The sequence below is a fragment of the Rhodopseudomonas sp. RCAM05734 genome, from assembly GCF_052658035.1.
In genome coordinates, this window is record NZ_CP199742.1 from 5,649,561 (window position 1) to 5,667,528 (window position 17,968).

The window sequence follows — 17,968 nt, forward strand, 5'->3', positions numbered from 1 at the left end:
TGGCCCGAGCCGAACGACCGGGCGCCAGAAGTCGTTTTGGCTGGGGCGATTCATAGTTTATTGTTGGTCAAACGGCAGTTTTTGCCGCTTGGTGTTAACAGATAGGGCGTGATTCACGCTGCGTTTGGCGTTGCCGGAACCGTCCGGTCAGCATGCGCCGGATTGCTGCGGGGGCAACGGCACTATTTGCTGGGGACTAGACATGCAGACACCGCTGACATTTTTCTTCGCCTTCGTGGTCGTGCTGGCGCTGATCGGGCTCGCCGCCTGGCTGGTCCGCCGCTTTGCTGGCAACCGCCTGGGAGCGAATGCAAGCCGCGGGCGGATGCCGCGCCTTGCCGTGATCGACGCTGCCGCCGTGGATGGCCGTCGCCGGCTGGTTCTGGTGCGTCGCGACAATGTCGAACATCTGCTGATGATCGGCGGTCCCACCGACATCGTGGTGGAACCCAATATCGTGCGCGCCATGCCCGGGCGCGACCAGCAGTCGCGCACCGGCGAACAGACGCGGCTGCCGCCGGCATCGGAGGCGGCCAACTGGGCGGACAGCGACGCCGGCCACGATCATGCCGAGCCGAGTCTGCCGGAACTGCCGCCGCGACCGGCGCGGCCCTCCTTTATCGACGAACCGCGCCGCCCGACGCCGGCGCTGCCGGAACGGCGCCCGGAACCGCTGGCCGGATTCACCCCGGAACCGCTGGTACGCCCGGAGCCGCGGATCGAGCCACGCAGCGAGCCGTTGCCGCCGCGGCCCGTGCCACGCAGCGAATCTCCGATGCCGCGTAGCGAGCCGATGATGCCGCGTCCGACGCGCGCCGCCGAGCCCCCGGTGCGGACTGCTCCGCTGCGGGCACCGGAGCGCGCGACTGCACCGGTGCCACCGCCCGCCCCCCGGCGCCGGCTGTGGCTGCCCCCGTTTCGAGCGCCGACCAGAATCTGGCCGACATGGCGCAGCGCCTCGAGGCCGCCTTGCGGCGGCCCGCTGGCGAAGCCCGCACCGAGCCTGCCGAACCGCGGGTCGGCGCGCCGCCGGTCGCGCCCGAGCCACCGATGAACCGCCCCGCCCCGCGCTCCAGCGACGTCCAGGTCACGCCCCCGACGCGCAATGAGCCGTCGCTGGCACCTCCGGTCGCGGCACCTTCGGTCAAGACCGGCTTTGAAAACCTTGAAGACGAGATGGCGTCCCTGCTGGGACGGCCAAAGAACCTTTCGTGAGATCGGCATCCATCCCGCGTAGAGTATTATTCCTCCTCACTTTGACTGCCGCCGGATTGCTGATCGGTCCGGCATCGGCGCAGGATATCAGCATCAATCTCGGCGGCGCGGGCGGTGGCGGCGTCACCGAACGCGCGATCCAGATGATCGCGCTGCTGACGGTACTGTCGATCGCGCCGTCCATCCTGATCATGATGACGTCGTTCACGCGCATCGTGGTGGTGCTGTCGCTGCTGCGCACCGCCATGGGCACGGCGACCGCGCCACCGAACTCCGTGATCATCGCGCTGGCGATGTTCCTCACCGCCTTCGTGATGGGGCCAGTGCTGCAGAAGGCCTATGACGACGGCATCAAGCCGCTGGTCGCCAACGAGATCACCGTCGAGCAGGCGCTGGTGCGCGCCGCCGTGCCGCTGCGCGGCTTCATGCAGAAGAACGTGCGCGAAAAGGACCTCAAGCTGTTCATGGATCTGTCCGGCGAACCGATCCCGGCGACGCCCGACGACATGTCGCTGCGGATCCTGGTGCCGGCCTTCATGATCTCCGAACTGAAGCGCGCCTTCGAGATCGGATTCCTGCTGTTCCTGCCGTTCCTGATCATCGACCTCGTGGTCGCCTCGGTGCTGATGTCGATGGGCATGATGATGCTGCCGCCGGCGGTGGTGTCGCTGCCGTTCAAGCTGATCTTCTTCGTGCTGGTAGACGGCTGGTCGCTGGTCGCCGGCAGCCTGGTGCAGAGCTACAGCGGCTAGGTCGTCGCAGACGGCAGACGGCTCCCGCGCGAGGCGCGAGAGCCGCTGATCGCACTACGGCGGTCCAGACTATTTCTGGATGCAGGTGTCCGCGGTCTCCCTGGTGCACTCGTCGAGGCCGGTGAAGACCGGGTCGTCCACCTTCTTGCCCTCGATCAAGTCAATCATCACCGACGGCGCCTTGTAGCCCATCTCGAACGGCCGCTGCCCCACCAGAGCCTCGACCCGCCCTTCCTTGGCCATGGCCACCTCGTCGCCGATCGTATCGGCGGCGACGATCACCAGATCCTTGCTGGCGATACGCGCCTTGTACTGATCGGTGAGCTGCCGGTACGGCTGCGGCGCACCGAACAAGGGCCAGCCGCCCTCGATCACAAAGGCATCGAGCTTCGGATTCGCCGTCAGGATGTCCGACATGGCCTGGACGCCGCGCGGACCGTCGTCATTGGTGAAGACCGGGCAGCCGGCGACCTCCGTCCAGCCGCCCTCTCCCTTGAGCCGGTCCAGCCCCTTCTGTCCCGAAAGGGCATCACGGGACCCGCTCGCGCGCCGCAGGATGTTGTCTGCCGCCGCGTTGCCCTCGATCAGGCAGACGGTGCCGCCTTTCGGCTTGGCCTTCTTGAGATACTCGCCAAGACGGAATCCCATCATGTAGTTGTCGGTTCCGAGATAGGTCTTGCGTAAACCGACATCTTCCTTCTTGAGATCGGCATCCAGCGTCATCACCGGAATCTTGGGCTTGGCGGCCTTGATGGCATTGGCGATCAACGGCGCGTTGGATGGCGATATCGCGATCGCCACCGTGTCAGGCTTGCCCAGCATGTCCTGCACGATCTGCGCCTCTCCCGCCTCGTCCGAGGTCGAAGCCGGCCCGGTGTAGAAACAATTATAAGGGGAACTGGCATTCTCCTTGTTCCACTTCTGGCAGCCCTGATTGATCGCTTCGAAGAACGGATTGTCGAGCCCCTTCACCACGATGACCAACTGCTTTTTTTGCGCCATCGCGGATTGCGCCGACAGAGTCAGCGCCCCAACGGCCAACGCCCACAACAATTTCATGCAGTCCTCCCTTGCCGCGGACGTTCATTCGTCCGTTTGAAAATTACGTCGACCGGATGGATGCAGCCGCGTCCGCCGACGGACATCGCAGAAAGGCCCCGCGGCACGGCGCCTGACCTGATGTCCGGGACTGCAACGGCGCGCGATCGAACAATAAGAGATGCAAAGGAAACGCGACATCCAACGGAGGAGCCGCGCAATCCCAAGCATCCGAACCTGCTCGAAGTGACCCGACCGTAACGATAGACCGACTTGAATGTAGCCAGCGAAGGATAGTTCGCGGCGGTCGCAAGTCAACGGAATTGTAGCACGCCCGCGCAACGACCGCAGTGCATCGTAGTGCAGTGCACGCGCGCGCTCATTGATTTGTATACTAACAAGAACGAAGGCCCGCGATTGACTAGCCACCAGCGCTGTCATTGAATGGAGATCCCATGTCCTGCGTTGCCCGCATGCAAACCAGCACGGTCGACATTCCGCCGGCAAAGGCACATTCGAATGCCTCTCCTCGAACTCGCCAATATCTCGAAGCACTTCGGCGCGATCCATGCGCTCAGCGACGTATCGCTGACGATCGAGCCCGGCGAGGTCGTCGGGCTGATGGGCGACAATGGCGCAGGAAAGTCCACGCTGGTGAAGATCATGGCCGGCAACTTTCCTCCGACGCACGGAACCTTGCGCATGGAGGAACAGGAACTTGCCATGCACAAGCCGGTCGACGCACGCCGGCACGGCATCGAAATCGTTCACCAGGACCTTGCGCTATGCGACAACCTCAGTGCCGCGGCCAATGTCTTTCTCGGGCGGGAACTACGCAAAGGCTTTGGCCCGTTCAAGATCCTTGATTACGCCGGCATGTATCGCCGCGCCGGCCAGATCTTCGCCGAATTGCGATCGGAGACCCGGCCGCACGATCTTGTGCGTCAAATGTCGGGCGGTCAAAGGCAGGCAGTCGCGATTGCCCGAACCCGGATTGCAGACGCCAAGATCGTGTTGATGGACGAGCCGACCGCAGCCATCTCGGTGCGGCAGGTCGCCGAAGTGCTCAATCTCATTCGCCTGCTGCGCGACCGCGGCATTGCCATTGTCCTGATCAGCCATCGCATGCCCGACGTGTTCGACGTGGCCGACCGCGTGGTGGTCTTGCGGCGCGGGCGAAAGGTTGCCGACAAGGCCGTCGGCAGCAGTTCGCCGGAAGAGGTAACAGGACTGATCACGGGCGCGATTACGCACGCATAGAACGAATTCAAGTTCACGAACGTAAGGCATGCACAGCAAGGGTGTTGGAATGGACATTCAGTTCGATGACGGGATCAGCCGCGAACGACCGTCCATGCTGTCCTGGATGGTGTCGCGCCAGGCGTTCTGGGTTTTTGTCGCCGTGTGCCTGGCCTGTATTTTCCTGTCCTTCGCCACCAACTCCTTTGCCACGGGGAACAATATCTTCAACGTGACCCGTAACTTCACCTTCGTCGCCATCATCGCCCTCGGCATGACCATCGTGATCATCACCGGCGGCATCGACCTGTCGGTCGGCTCGGTGCTTTGCTTGTCCAGCATGATCCTCGCGGTGGTCATGCATGCCGGCTACAGTATCGAGGTCGGGATCGCGGCCTCGCTCGGCACAGCGCTGCTGGTCGGTGCCATCAACGGCGTGCTGATCGCCTATCTCGGAATTCCGCCATTCGTGGTGACGCTCGGCGCGCTGTCGATCGCGCGCAGCCTGGCCATGGTCGCCTCCAACAACACCGTGGTTTTCCAGTTCGGCCCCGACCACGACAAGCTGTTGTTCCTCGGCGGTGGCGCCCTGCTGTTCGGCATCGCCAATCCGGTGCTCTACATGCTCGCGCTGGCGCTGCTCACCGGCTTCGTGCTGCGCTTTACGCGCTTCGGCCGCTACGTCTTCGCCATCGGCGGCAACGAGCACGCGGCGATCGTCACCGGTGTACCGGTGCGCCGCACCAAGGTCGCCGTGTACATGATATCCGCGCTCTCCGCCGGCATTGCGGGCGTGATCGAAACCGGGTGGCTCGGCGCCGTCACCACCAATCTCGGCACCGGCATGGAACTGCAGGTGATCGCCGCGGCGGTCATCGGCGGCGCCAACCTCGCAGGCGGCGTCGGCACCGCATTCGGCGCGCTGATCGGCTCGGCCCTCATCGAGGTGATCCGCAACAGTCTCGGGCTGCTGGGCGTGAGCGCCTTCTGGCAAGGCAGCTTCGTCGGCGCCTTCATCATCGTCGCCGCCACCTTCGACCGTATCAAGAATTTGCGGCTGCCGAAGTAAGCAGGCGCGCTCGGCGAACCAGCCACCGCGCAGTGGGTGGATCAGCGTGTCATCTCGATCTTGCGAACGTTGACGATCGCCGGCAGTGCACCGGTCGGCGTGGGGTCAGCGCCGGGCACGGTCGCCTTGGCGCTGTTGTCCGGGAAACGGACCTTCATTTCGCGCAGGAAGCCATCGAGGGTGTCGACGCTGGCCGCCATCTTGGCGATCGCGGCGAACTCGGAGCTGTTGGAGGACGTCGGCTTGCTCGCCGTGTCAAAGGCGATCTTGTCGGCGCCGCCGGTCATCAGCGGCGCATATTTGTCGCGGAACCGGGCCAGGCCCAGCGCATCCTCGGCCAACGCGTAGCCGACCACGGCGCGGATCACATCGTTCTTTTCCTGCGAACTCAGCGGTGTGAAATCGCGCCAGCGATCGCCGTAGTACAATTCGATCTGCTCTGACGCCTCGCGCCAGCGCCGCGCCGACCAATAGATGTCGGAGCGCAGCCGGATCGCCTCACGGCCGGGGATGTTCGTGATGATGTCGAGCGCAAGGTCGCGGCGGCCGACATCGCTCTGCGCGCGCGCCTCCAGCAGCAGCCGCTGCTGACGCAGTTCGCCGGCAAGATCGGCGATCCGGGTGGTGCGCAGGGCGGCGATGGCGCGTTCCGGCTTGCGCGCCATCAGATAGACCATCGCCAGCCGGGCCGCGACCTGCGCGCGCGCGGCTCCCTCGAGGCGCTGGTCCACCTGGTACTGCAGCAGTTCCGCGGCCTGGTCGAGCAGGTCGACTGCGACCAGGCGATCCGCCAGCCGTCGGATCATCTCGTCGCCACGTCGACCGACCGGCGTCAGTTCGCGATTGTCGTAGAACATCGCCAGCGCATCAACCGGCCGCAACTCGTCGCCTTTCGAGCTCAGGAAGATGTCGGAGAACAATGCCGAGGCATCGTCCTGCACCTGCCGCGCGGCCTCGGAGTTCGACTCGCGCTCGGTCGCGCTGCGTGCTGCTGCCAGCGATTCGCCGTAGCGGCCGAGTTCGGCATACAGTTTCGACATGCGTTGCAGCGTCTGCACCTCGATGCCGTCGCCCCGCCACATCACTGCCAGCGTTTCCAGGTCGCGCAGGGCGTCCTCTCGCGTGATTTCATTGCGCTTCTGGCGCAGGGCTAGTTCGCGCAGCTTGGCTTCCGCCGCGGCAGCCCGGTCGGGTGACGCGATGGCTTGCTGATATTTCGACAGCGCATCCTTGTCGCGGCCGAGCGCCTCGTCCAGCCTTGCGCTCAGCACCAGGCTGGTCGGTTTCATCTCCGGTGGAATTCCGACCAGTTCCAATTCGCTGCCGCGCGCCGCGGCGCCGGCGTAGTCCTTGACCTCGAGCGCCGCCCGCAAGGCGTTGGCAATCGCGATGCGCTGCAACTCGACCGGCAGCGAGGAGAGCGCCAACTCGGCATTCTTGAACTTCTCCCGCGCGGCCACCCATTTTCCCTGGGACGAAAAAGCCAGTGCTTTCCAGATTTCGCCATCGTAGCCGGGACCGAGCACCGGATTGGCGATATCCTTCAGGGTCTGTGCCGGCCGCCCCATCAAGGCGCTGGCCACGGCCCGGACGACGAGCGCGACCGGATTTTCCTGGCCGGGCTTGGTGTCCACCAACGCCAGGTCGGCAGCGCCCTTGGCCTCGGGATACATGCCGCGCGCCAAATAGAAGCGGGCGAGGTTGATGCGCGCCCCGGTACGGCTTTCGGCGTCGGCCTGCGACGCGAGATTCATCAGGGCATCGAGACGGTCGTTGAATTTGCCCTCCTGATCCTTGCGCCACTGTCCGACGTCAAAGATCGGTCGCGCCGCCTGCGAAGCACGCTGAGGCGCAGCGTCCGCCGGTGACAACGTGAGCCCGCCAGTCCGGCTCAAGGTCACCTTGTCGCTTGCGGCATCGACCACGACCTCGTCGGAATTGAGCTGCACCACGACCCCGTGGATGGTTTCCAGCAGCGAGAACTCCACGAAGTCCTGACGCTTGATGAAACCGCGCGGCGGCGGCAGCGCCGTGATCACTGTCAGCGTGTCGCCGGCGTCCGGATCGACCAGACGGTGCTTGAGACCGGGCTGCGACAGTGGCACGGCAACATTGGCATGGGCGGGATCGGCGATATTGCGGATCGCAACAAGCGGCTGTGAAGGCGTCTGCCTTGTATCGGCGAGCATGACCGACCAGTTCTTGCCCGCGCCCGCCGGATCTTCCGCAGTAAGCGAAGCGAGTTGCGGCCGATTGAGGCGGATGCGGATCGCCTGCCCCTTGTCCAGCGCGATCCGGCTGACATCGGCGATGATCGACGAACCGTCCCGGCGAATGGCGGCGACGTCGATCGGTCGGGTGGCGTCGACCACCAGCCACATGATGTCGCCACGGCGAAACAGCGCCAGCGGGGTCGGCCCCGGAAATGCGAAGTTCATCCGCAGCCCGTCGCTGCTACGCTTGATCTCGACCGGCATGGCGGTTTCGGCAGCAGCCTGCTTAGCCTCCGGCACCGCCATTGCGACGGGCGCCGGAACGGCCGGCTTCGGTGCGGGCTCTTCCTTCACGGACTCGGCAACCACAGCCGGTGCTGCGGGCTTGGCAGGCTCGGCCATTACGCTTTCCGGCCGAGCTGGCTCGGACTTGACCGCTTCAGGCTTGATTGCTTCGGACTTGGCTGCTTCAGGTTTGGCGACTTCGGGCTTGGCGGGCTCCGCCTTCACCGGTTCGGCCTTGGCTGCCTCCACCTTGACCGCGGCTGGCGGCTTCGCTGCCACCTCGGCCATCTTGTCGGGCTTGGACTCCCGGGCGATCGACTCCGATGTCGGCGGCGTAATCTCGCTGGAGCGCGCCGGCGGGTTGTCGGCCGGCTTCGCTCCGACAGGCGCGGCCGGCAACTTGGCTGCGGCCGCGGCTGCGGGCTTGTCGGCCTGCTGATAGCCGATGTCGACCACGTAGCTCTTGTCCTCGCGGAACGAATGTACGTCGACGTCGCCGATCAGTCCGATCTCGACCGCAGCCCGGCTGCCGTCAGCGGCCTGCCCGATAGATGAGACATTGGGCGGCGCCGACAACTTGGCATCGGCCAGATCGAAGGTGAGCGGGACATTGAATGTCAGCGCCAGACGCTTCTCATCCAGCGTCGACGACACGTTGACGCCGTCGGGCAGATCGAACACGAAGCGCACGAAGGTCGGCTGCACCGATGCACGCACCCGGATCATCGGCGGCTTCTTGACGTCCGCGCGCTGCATGCGCAGGGCGCGCTCGGCATTTCGCGCACGGTCGGACAGTTCGCGGACCACATCCGCCGGCAATCCGGGAGGCGCGCCCGCCCACTTCTCCGGCAACAGATCGATGAAGATCCGCTCGCCGGCAACCATCGAGTTGACGGTCACCTTGCGCGACAGCGCGAGACGGATGGCCGATCCATCGGGATCCCGCCGCGCCGAACCGACATAATCGGGCGCGGAATCCGACAGGCTTTCGACGGGGATATCGACCGGCTTCTTGAAGCGGATCACCAGAATGGTGCCGGCCTGGCTGACTTCGGATTCGACATCCTCCGCCAGCTTGAGCACCAGCCGCGCATAGCCACCTGACACATTCAGCGACGCCTCGCCGCGCACGGCCTGCGCCTGGCTCGGCTGGGCCGACAGCACGGCGACCGACAACACGGCCGCAGACAGATAGGACGCGCCACCCGCGCAACGCAGGACGGCCCGCGTCAACGCGCAGGCGAGCATCCAACTTGCAGCGGCCGTCTTGCGCGCCATCCAGGATTTACTTTCAGCATCGTCAGACCGGCGGCCAACCGCCGTGTCTGAATCTAGAATCCGCGGTTGAAGGATTTGTTAACGAATTCCCCTAATTGCGGCTGGGCGACATCGGCTTGCCCTCGATCTTGGGCAGTTCCGCAGCGGAAGCCGACTTGTCGCCGCTGGCGCGTCGCGCCAGTTCGACGGTCAGGCGCTCTGCGGCCTCCGGCTGCATCAATCCCAGAATGTCAGACATTTTCCGCGGCGCGATCTGCGACGCGATCTCGAACAGAACGGGCATTTCCAGCCGGTCGAAAATCTTGGCGGCGTCCTTGGGCTTCATGCCTTCATACATGGTGATGATGCCCTTGAAGCGGGCGACGTCGGCCTCACCCTTCTGCTCGGTGGCGGTCTTGATGCCGGCCTCGACGCCCTTCAATTCATCGACGCGCGATTCGATGCGTTTCTCGGCGGCCTTCAGCAGGCTTTCACGGATATCGATTTCGCGAGCACGGGCTTCCAGTTCCTGCCGGCGCGACTGCAGCCGCTCCAGGATCGCCCGCTCCGAGGCCGAGATCGGCATGGGCTGCTCAACCGGTGGCGCGGCTTCGGCAGGTTTCGCCACTTCCGGCGCGGCCACCACCGGCTTGCCATGCGCGTCCTTGGCCGCGGTGGGTTCTTCCTTCTTGGCACCGGTCGAGCCGGTGATGTCGTTGTTCTCCTGCGGCTTCCCGCCGGGGAAATTGAAAGTCTCCTGCGCCCATGAATTTCCCGTGGCACCCGGCTTGTAGTCGAACACGTAGCCGCCATCGATCACCAGACCCGCGATCTTGAGGATCGCGAGGCCGAAGATAGCAACGAGGACCACGGGGATGACGCGGATGTCCCGGAAAGCGTTCATGCGGCGAGGCCGTCCGCCCTCCGGCGATCCGCGAATGCCTGCGCGGCGGCGGCGTTGGCCTTGGCCGGCGACATCTTCGGAGCGGCGGCGCCGGTGTCCACGTCTGCGTCAGCCAGCGGGCGCGCCGCGATGGCGATCCGCGACAGCCGCCGCAGCACATTGTCGCCCTCGGCCAGCTGCTTCTTCAGATGGTCCGCCAACGCGGTGGCCGAGGCGATCTGGCTGCCGAGGTTTTCGTTGACGTCGCGCACGGTGAGCTTGAGGCCGCCGATGGCGCGCTCGGCGATCTCGGTCACGGTGATCAATTCGCCGATGGTGGCTTTCAGCGACTGCTCGTCGGCCTTCAGCCGCTTGAGGCGGCTGTTGAGCAGCATGCAGTAGCCGATTGTCAGAATGAGCAAGGCTGCGACCAAGCTTTCGATCACGATTCCCAGGGAATGACTCATTGTGCCTCCATCATCTTGGTTTGCTCATCGGCCTTCTCGAACATCGCGAAGGATGTATTCGGCTTGCGTAGCTGCTTGGTCACGCGGATCGCAACGCGGTCGCCGACCCGGCCCATGCGGCCCTCGGTCAGCGTGACGTTGCCACAGCGCACCTGCACCAGCGCGTCGGCGCGCATGTCGAGCGGCAGGGTGTCGCCGACTTTCAGCGTCATCAGCCGCTTGAGCGGAATCTCGGCCTCATAGAGCACGGCGTCGACGGCGATCTGGGCCTGGGAGATCTCGGTAGCGAGATGCCCCTCCCAGATCGGATCGCGGCCGAGCTTTTCGCCCATGAACATCTGCATGAGCACGCCGCGGATCGGCTCGATGGTGGCGTAAGGCAGCAGCAGCTCGATATTGCCGCCGCGGTCTTCCATATCGATATGCAGGCGCACCAGGATCGCGGCGTTGGCAGGCCGGCTGATCGCGGCGAAGCGCGGATTGGTCTCCAGCCGGTCGATGGTGAAGGTCACCGGCGACAGCGGCCGGAACGCCTGTTCGGCGTCGGCCAGCACGACCTCGATCAGGCGCTTCACCAGGTTGGTCTCGATGGTGGTGTAGGGACGGCCTTCAATGCGCAGCGACGGCTGACCGCGGCGGCCGCCGAGCAGCACGTCGATCATCGAATAGATCAGCGCGGAATCGCAGGTGGCGAGGCCGAAGTTTTCCCATTCCTCGGCCTTGAAAACGCACAGCACCGCGGGCAGCGGAATCGAATTCATATAATCGCCGAACCGCACCGAGGTGATGCGGTCGAGCGAGACTTCGACGTTGTCCGAAGTGAAGTTGCGCAGGCTCGTCGTCATCAGCCGGACCAGCCGGTCGAAGGCGATTTCGAGCATCGGCAGACGCTCGTAGGACACCATCGCCGAGTCGATGATGGCGCGGATGCCGGAATTCTCGTCGAGATTGACCTCACCGACGCTGAAGCCGAGGAGATTGTCGATCTCCTCCTGCGACAGCACGCGCTCGCCGCCGTTCTTGCCGCCGCCGAGATCGCGACCGCCATCCTCGACCATGGCGGCCCACTGCTCGGCCATAGTCCCGGTAAGTTCGTTTTCGGCAGCCGCCTTCGCCGCCTCGACGGGGTCCTCTGAATCCAGAGACGCTTCCCATTCGGCGGCGATGGCATCCTGGTCCATCTGTTCTTGCGTCGCCATGACCCTAGATCCGTCCCGTCACTGAATGACGATTTCCTTGAACAGCACAGCGTTGACCTGCAGCGGCGCGATCGTCGCATTGACGCGCTTGGTCAGCTCTTCCTTGAGACGGAACAGGCCGACCGATCCGCTCAGATCGCCGGCCCGCAGTTCGCGCATATAGGTCTGGAAGATGTCGGTGATGCGCGGCATCGCCGGCTTGACCGCCTCGACCTGCTTCTCTTCCTTGATTTCGAGGACGACCTTGACCTTGAGGTACTGCACGCGTTCGCCCGGCTGGCCGGACAGGTTGACCAGGATTTCGGGTACATCGACGAAGCTCGGCAGCTTCGGCGCGGCGGCCTCGACGTGCGCTTCCTCGGTATGACGGAAGAACATGAACCACGTGCCGCCGCCACCGGCGATCAGCAGCACGGCAACAGCGATGATGATGAGCTTCATCTTGCTCTTCGGCGCCGCCGCGTCGCCCGCCGGTACGCCGTCTTCGGAATCTTTATCTGCCATCGCCTGCCCGCCCGTGGTCTGGGAAGAGCTCGATGCTGCCAAGCAGGCTGTAAGACGCGATACAAAACAAATGCTGCCAGCGCCCAAGGCCCTGTTGATTGTGACGCTAGGTCGCAATGGTTAACGGAACCTTTCTTTTGCCCGGCAGCTAGGAAAATTTTGCCGGATCAACATGGTCAACAAGACCTTTCTGCCGCCCGTTTCGGCGCGTCAAAAAATGCCAAACAAATGAAATTGCTTACTTTTTCTGGTTGGCACGGGTTTCGCTAATGTTACTGCGGACCGCGGCTTGGGAGAGCTTGTGCGGTTCGCGGGATCCACGGCCAGCCTGGGAGGGCGAACCGCGGGAACAGGGGGAGACCACCGATGGAGAACGTCAGTCTCATCGGACTTTCGCGGCAGATGACGCTGGAGCGACAGCTCGACGTCGTGGCCAACAACGTCGCGAACATCAATACCAACGGCTACAAGGCCGACCGGTCGATGTTCCAGGAATTCCTGGCGTCGGGCGCCCATGAAGACAACTTCGTCGGCCGCGACCGCAATGTCAGCTTCGTTCAGGACCGCGCCACGGTGCGCGACCTGTCGGCAGGCCCCACCGAGCAGACCAAGAACCCGCTCGACCTCGCCATCGACGGCAACGCATTTTTGGCGGTGCAGACGCCCGCCGGCGAGCGCTACACGCGTGATGGCGGGCTGCAGATCAACACCCAGGGCCAGCTGGTCACCGCCTCCGGCTATCCGGTGCTCGGCACGTCGGGTCCGATCGTGTTCCAGCCCGGCGACAAGGACATCAACATCGCCAAGGACGGCAATGTCAGCGTCATCGAAGGCTCCAACAAGACGGACTCGATTCGCGGCAAATTGCGCCTCGTGAGCTTCGCCCAGGCCCAGCGTCTGCTGAAGGAAGGCTCCAACCTTTACTCGGCAGGCGAAGGCGCCACGCCGCAGCCCTCCATCACCGCCAGGGTCAATCAGGGTTACATCGAGAAATCGAACGTCAATTCGGTGCTCGAAATGAGCCGGATGATCGAGGTCACCCGGGCCTACACCCAGATCTCGGCGATGCTGCAGCAGCAGACCGACATGCGCAAATCAGCGATCGAAAAGCTCGCCGACGTTCCGGCCTAAGGAAACAGACCCATGCGCGCTCTTTACACTGCAGCAAGCGGAATGGCGGCCCAGGAACTCAACGTCCAGGTCATCTCCAACAACATCGCCAACATGCGCACCACCGGCTTCAAGAAGCAGCGGGCGGCGTTCCAGGATCTGATCTATGACCACGTGCGCCGGGTCGGCGCGACGGCGTCGGACCAGGGCACCATTCTACCGGTCGGCGTCGACATCGGCGGCGGCGTCAAGACCATCGGCACGCCGCGGCTGATGAGCCAGGGCACGCTGTCGGCCACCGGCAACGAGCTCGACGTCGGTATCCGCGGCGAGGGCTTCTTCAAGATCCAGATGCCGGACGGCACCTTCTCCTACACGCGCGACGGATCGTTCCAGCTCGACGCCCAGGGCCGCATCGTGACATCGAACGGCAATCCGGTGCAGCCGACCATTACGGTCCCCGCCAACGCGTCCGGCCTCACCATCAACGCGGCCGGCTCGGTTTCGGTAACGCTGGCGGGCAGCACCACGAGCACCGTCCTCGGACAGATCGGCCTGACCCAGTTCATCAACAAGGCCGGCCTGCAGCCCAACGGCGACAACCTGTTCACCGAAACCCCGGCCTCCGGCACGCCGCAGGATGGCATCGCCGGCGCCAACGGCCTCGGCGACATGCAGCAGAGCAACCTCGAACAGGCCAACGTCGAAGTGGTCACGGAAATTTCCGATCTGATCGCCGCGCAGCGCGCCTACGAGATGAATGCCAAGGTCGTCAGTGCAGCCGATCAGATGCTGCAGTCCACCTCCGCCATGTTCCGCTAAGGGAGCTGACCATGAAGACGCTTCGTTCGCTCCTGTTCGCCACCGCCCTCCTCGCCGGCGGTGCACATTCCGCGCTCGGCCAAACCCGGGACGAGATCATCGCCCCGCCGGTGCTGCGCGCCAGCGTCAGCGTATCCGGCGACATCGTGCGCATCGGCGACGTGATCGACAATGCCGGCCCGGCGGCGCAGATCGGAATCTATCGCTCCCCCGACCTCGGCACCACCGGCAAGCTGACCACCGCGCAGGTGATCGCCGCGCTGCGCGCGCACCAGGTGATCGGCGTCGACACCAGGGACATTCGCGAAGTTTCCATTACCCGGCTGTCGCGCAACATCGAGAGCAAGGACATCGAGAACCAGGTCGCCCAGGCGCTCGAACACCGCAACGGCCTCGGCGACGCCGCCAACCTCACCCTCACCTTCGACCGCGAGGTCGCAGCCCTGCAGCTCGACGCCGCCAACAGCGGTGCCTTTCTGCCGGTCTCCACACGTTTCGATCCGCGCAGCGGCCGCTTCGACGTGACCTTCTCGATCGCCAACGAAAGCGGTGCGGCGACCCGGCTGCGCTTCACCGGCATGGCTGTGGAAACCGTCGAGGCCGCCGTACTGGCGCGCGGCGTCGAGCGCAACGAAGTGCTCAAATCCTCCGACGTGATCATTGAACGGCGCCCCAAGGCCGAGGTCGGCAACGACGTTGCCAGCCGCGACCGCGCCGTCGGCATGCAGGCGCGGCGGCAACTGCGCGTCGGCCAGGCGCTGCGCAGTTCCGATCTCGTCAAGCCGGACCTCGTGCAGCGCGACCAGGCGGTGACGCTGGTCTACGAATCCGCGGGGCTCTATCTCACCATCCGCGGCAAGGCGCTGGAAGGCGGGACCGAGGGCGACGTCGTCAACGTGCTCAACCTGCAATCCAAGCGCACGGTTTCCGGCGTGGTGGTCGGTCGCGGTCAGGTCGCGGTGTCGGCGCCGACGCCACGGCTGCCGCCGGAGACCGCCGCGCCCGACAAGGTCTCCCAGGCCGCGGCCCCGGTCGCCGTTGCCATCAACGAACCCGCGTCTGTTTCTCGAAAAGCTGAGTAAAGTTCATGTTCAAGTTCGCCCTCAACCGCTCCTTCCTGACCGCCGCGTTGCTGGTGACGGGAAGCCTCGCCAGCGGCTGCTCGTCGATCGACCGCCTGTCGGCGATCGGTGAAACGCCAAAGTTGACCGCGATTGAAAACCCGACGGCGCAGCCCGGCTACAAGCCGGTGCAGATGCCGATGCCGAAGCCCGAAGTCGCGTCGTACAACGCCAATTCGTTATGGCGCAGCGGCTCGCGCGCCTTCTTCAAGGACCAGCGCGCGCGTCAGATCGGCGATATTCTCACCATCACCGTGAACTTCACCGACAAGGCCAATATCGCCAACGAGACCCAGCGCAGCCGCACCAACAAGGAAGACTCCGGCATCACCGATTTCGCCGGCAGCAAGCTACTGGGTACGACGGCATCGCAGGTGCTGCCAGGCCGGCTGCTGACCGCGGATTCCACCTCGTCGAGCGACGGCAAGGGCTCGGTCGCGCGCCAGGAAAACCTGCAGACATCAGTCGCTGCCGTGGTCACGCAGTTGCTGCCGAACGGCAATCTGGTGGTCGAAGGCAAGCAGGAAATCCGCGTCAACCTCGAAATCCGCGAATTGATCGTCGCCGGCATCGTGCGCCCGGAAGACATCCAGAGCGACAACACCATCGACAGCGCCAAGATTGCACAGGCCCGCATTGCCTATGGCGGCCGCGGCCAACTCTCCGACGTACAGCAGCCGCGCTACGGCCAGCAAGTGATGGACGTCCTGCTGCCGTTCTAAATCCTTCAGAGCTCCCACACTTCGCCCAGCGCTCCCACGCCGTGAAGTGTTCTACGCGAAGGCCTTCCGTCAGCTCCCCTGACGGAAGGCCTTCGACGTTCTGCAGGCGTTTCAGGTTATCTGAATTCCACTGCCACGTTGCCCAGGCCCGACATCTCCATCACCGCCGCGTCTCCGGCGTTGAGCCACACGGTCTGCACCAGACTGCCGGTCAGAACGATCTCGCCGGCGCGCAGACTTTTGCCCTGCGCGGCGAGATGGTTGGCGAGCCACGCGAGCGCGTTGTGCGGATGGCCGAGCACGTCGGCGCCGCTGCCGCGCCCGACCTCCTGCCCATTGATAACCGCGCGGCCGACGACCGATAGCAGGTCCGGCAGCGCCCCGCGCGGCACCGGCGCGCCGAGCACGCAGCCGGCGGCGAAGAAGTCATCGGCGATCAGCGTTGGCGCGCCCAGGCTGCTCCAGTCGGCATAGCGGTCGTCGACGAGCTCGATGGCCGGCAGATAGGCGTCGATGGCATCGACGATGGTCTGCGCCGTATGGGGTGCGGCGTGGGCTGCCACGTCGCGCGCGAGCCGCACCGCGATCTCGCATTCGACGCCGACACGAACGTAGTCGCCATGGCGCAGGCTGGCACCGTCGAGGTGCACGCCGCTCGCGAAGATGCCACCCGCGCAGGGGTGCGGAATGCCGAGATAGCTTTGCATCACGGCACTGGTGCAGCCGATCTTGTGGCCTGCCAGGCGGCCGAGTTCCGCCGCCGGCTGCTGATGCACGGCGTCCTGGACGCGATAGCCCTCGGCCTCGTCGTGCGGCGCATCGGCACCCAGCGCATGCAACGGCACGCGCGCCCGTCGGGCATCGGCAATGATGGTCGCTGCAGAGATATCGGTCATCGGTGGGTTCCAGTGCGCGGCAGATGCGGCGCAACCTATCCAGAATGCCGCGGCTGCGACAAGATGGACAGCCTGCAAGGTTTCCATCGCATCGGCCGCGGTCTAAGTCACGCCGGTCCCGGTCTCGCAGTGCAGCGACGATGACCGCAGCAGAGGCCGCCATGAGTATTGGACTGATCGCCCTTCTCGACGATATCGCCGGCCTCGCGAAAGTAGCCGCCGCCTCGGTCGACGATATTGCCGGGCAGGCCGCCAAGGCCGGCGCCAAGGCGGCCGGCGTGGTGATCGACGACGCAGCGGTGACGCCGCGCTATGTGGTGGGTTTCGACGCCTCGCGCGAACTGCCGATCGTCCGAAAGATCGCCGTCGGCTCGCTGCGCAACAAGCTGCTGTTCCTTCTGCCGGCTGCGCTGCTGCTGAGCCTGTTCGCGCCATGGGCGATCACGCCGCTGCTGATGATCGGCGGCGCCTATCTGTGCTTCGAGGGCGCTCAAAAAGTGTCCGAAGCCGTCATGCCCCACGAGACGCCGCACGCCGATGCGGTGCGCACTCTCGCGGTCGATGCGACGACGATGGAAAACGACAAGGTCGCCAGCGCCATCAAGACCGATTTCATCCTGTCGGCGGAAATCATGGCAATCACCCTGGCGGCGATCCCGGCGGGACCGTTCCTGACCCGCGCGATCGTCCTCGCCCTTGTCGGCATCTTCATCACCGTCGTCGTCTATGGCGGCGTCGCGCTGATCGTGAAGGCGGACGATGTCGGCCTGGCGCTGGCGAAGAGCGATCGCACATCGGGATGGGGCCGCTTCAAGGCCGCGTCCGGCCGCCTGCTGGTGCTGGGCATGCCCTACTTCCTGCGCGTCCTGGGCGTGGTCGGCACGGCCGCGATGATCTGGGTCGGCGGCGGCATCGTCGTGCACGGTCTGGCCGACTACGGGCTGCCGCAGATCGCACACGGCATCGACGGCATCGCAGCGCTGGCGGCGAAGGCGGTGCCGGCGATCTCCGGGGCGGTTGCCTGGATTGTGAGCGCGGCAGGATCCGGCGTCTTCGGCCTGCTGCTCGGCGCGGCGCTGATGCCGGTGGCCACCTATGTGGTGGAACCGGTGTGGACGCGGCTGCGCGGCCTGCGCTAACCGCGCCAGGCATCACCGCGCTGCCACCGATCTCGCG

Annotated in this window: 14 protein-coding genes and 2 pseudogenes; 9 read left to right on the forward strand and 7 right to left on the reverse strand. The window is 65.0% G+C overall.

Annotated elements, in window-relative coordinates:
- Positions 1 to 202 precede the first annotated feature (202 nt).
- A pseudogene (locus ACUXVA_RS27005) lies at positions 203 to 1,215 on the forward strand (flagellar biosynthetic protein FliO).
- Positions 1,212 to 1,967, forward strand: a complete 756-nt coding sequence (gene fliP / locus ACUXVA_RS27010) for a flagellar type III secretion system pore protein FliP (protein WP_265082853.1) — start codon at positions 1,212 to 1,214, stop codon at positions 1,965 to 1,967. Before ACUXVA_RS27005 ends, fliP begins: the two are co-directional and overlap by 4 nt.
- Before the next feature lie 69 nt (positions 1,968 to 2,036).
- Here fliP and ACUXVA_RS27015 read toward each other — a convergent pair whose 3' ends face one another.
- Entirely contained in the window at positions 2,037 to 3,026 is a 990-nt protein-coding gene (locus ACUXVA_RS27015; protein ID WP_445489206.1) for a sugar-binding protein, read from the reverse strand.
- Between the two features lie 498 nt (positions 3,027 to 3,524).
- Here ACUXVA_RS27015 and ACUXVA_RS27020 point away from each other — a divergent pair, with 498 nt between their 5' ends.
- Positions 3,525 to 4,265 carry an ATP-binding cassette domain-containing protein gene (locus tag ACUXVA_RS27020; RefSeq protein WP_265082852.1) on the forward strand — a complete coding sequence of 247 codons (741 nt, stop codon included), beginning with the start codon at positions 3,525 to 3,527 and terminating at the stop codon, positions 4,263 to 4,265.
- Between the two features lie 115 nt (positions 4,266 to 4,380).
- Positions 4,381 to 5,313 (forward strand): annotated as a pseudogene (locus tag ACUXVA_RS27025) (ABC transporter permease); the annotation flags it as partial.
- A gap of 41 nt (positions 5,314 to 5,354) precedes the next feature.
- Here ACUXVA_RS27025 and ACUXVA_RS27030 read toward each other — a convergent pair.
- The 5 genes from ACUXVA_RS27030 to fliL form a co-directional block, all read right to left on the reverse strand.
- Positions 5,355 to 9,089 carry a tetratricopeptide repeat protein gene (locus ACUXVA_RS27030; protein WP_445489208.1) on the reverse strand — a complete coding sequence of 1,245 codons (3,735 nt, stop codon included), beginning with the start codon at positions 9,087 to 9,089 and terminating at the stop codon, positions 5,355 to 5,357.
- A gap of 91 nt (positions 9,090 to 9,180) precedes the next feature.
- On the reverse strand, positions 9,181 to 9,972 hold the full coding sequence (locus tag ACUXVA_RS27035) for a MotE family protein (RefSeq protein WP_265082849.1): 792 nt from the start codon (positions 9,970 to 9,972) through the stop codon (positions 9,181 to 9,183).
- Positions 9,969 to 10,418, reverse strand: a complete 450-nt coding sequence (locus ACUXVA_RS27040; RefSeq protein ID WP_265082848.1) for a DUF6468 domain-containing protein — start codon at positions 10,416 to 10,418, stop codon at positions 9,969 to 9,971. Before ACUXVA_RS27040 ends, ACUXVA_RS27035 begins: the two co-directional genes overlap by 4 nt.
- Positions 10,415 to 11,617 (reverse strand): flagellar motor switch protein FliM, encoded by a 1,203-nt coding sequence (fliM, locus tag ACUXVA_RS27045; RefSeq protein ID WP_445489211.1) that lies wholly within the window; start codon positions 11,615 to 11,617, stop codon positions 10,415 to 10,417. Before fliM ends, ACUXVA_RS27040 begins: the two co-directional genes overlap by 4 nt.
- A gap of 18 nt (positions 11,618 to 11,635) precedes the next feature.
- Positions 11,636 to 12,121 carry a flagellar basal body-associated protein FliL gene (gene fliL, locus ACUXVA_RS27050; RefSeq protein ID WP_265082846.1) on the reverse strand — a complete coding sequence of 162 codons (486 nt, stop codon included), beginning with the start codon at positions 12,119 to 12,121 and terminating at the stop codon, positions 11,636 to 11,638.
- Positions 12,122 to 12,487: 366 nt separating this feature from the next.
- On the opposite strand from fliL, the gene flgF reads away from it, so the two are divergent.
- Genes flgF through flgH form a run of 4 tightly spaced genes read left to right on the forward strand, consistent with a single transcriptional unit; the run spans position 12,488 to position 15,896 of the window.
- Complete coding sequence (gene flgF, locus ACUXVA_RS27055; RefSeq protein ID WP_265082845.1) at positions 12,488 to 13,252, forward strand: flagellar basal-body rod protein FlgF; 765 nt, start codon at positions 12,488 to 12,490, stop codon at positions 13,250 to 13,252.
- A gap of 12 nt (positions 13,253 to 13,264) precedes the next feature.
- Complete coding sequence (flgG, locus tag ACUXVA_RS27060; RefSeq protein WP_265082844.1) at positions 13,265 to 14,053, forward strand: flagellar basal-body rod protein FlgG; 789 nt, start codon at positions 13,265 to 13,267, stop codon at positions 14,051 to 14,053.
- Between the two features lie 11 nt (positions 14,054 to 14,064).
- Positions 14,065 to 15,135 carry a flagellar basal body P-ring formation chaperone FlgA gene (flgA, locus tag ACUXVA_RS27065; protein ID WP_265082843.1) on the forward strand — a complete coding sequence of 357 codons (1,071 nt, stop codon included), beginning with the start codon at positions 14,065 to 14,067 and terminating at the stop codon, positions 15,133 to 15,135.
- 5 nt (positions 15,136 to 15,140) lie between these two features.
- Positions 15,141 to 15,896, forward strand: a complete 756-nt coding sequence (flgH, locus tag ACUXVA_RS27070) for a flagellar basal body L-ring protein FlgH (protein WP_265082842.1) — start codon at positions 15,141 to 15,143, stop codon at positions 15,894 to 15,896.
- Positions 15,897 to 16,012: 116 nt separating this feature from the next.
- On the opposite strand, the gene ACUXVA_RS27075 is transcribed toward flgH, so the two are convergent.
- Positions 16,013 to 16,792, reverse strand: coding sequence for a 2-keto-4-pentenoate hydratase (locus ACUXVA_RS27075; protein WP_445489215.1), 780 nt, complete (start codon positions 16,790 to 16,792; stop codon positions 16,013 to 16,015).
- A 161-nt stretch (positions 16,793 to 16,953) separates the two neighbouring features.
- Between ACUXVA_RS27075 and ACUXVA_RS27080 the strand changes: the two genes are divergently transcribed.
- Complete coding sequence (locus ACUXVA_RS27080; protein WP_265082840.1) at positions 16,954 to 17,931, forward strand: DUF808 domain-containing protein; 978 nt, start codon at positions 16,954 to 16,956, stop codon at positions 17,929 to 17,931.
- Positions 17,932 to 17,968: the final 37 nt, after the last annotated feature.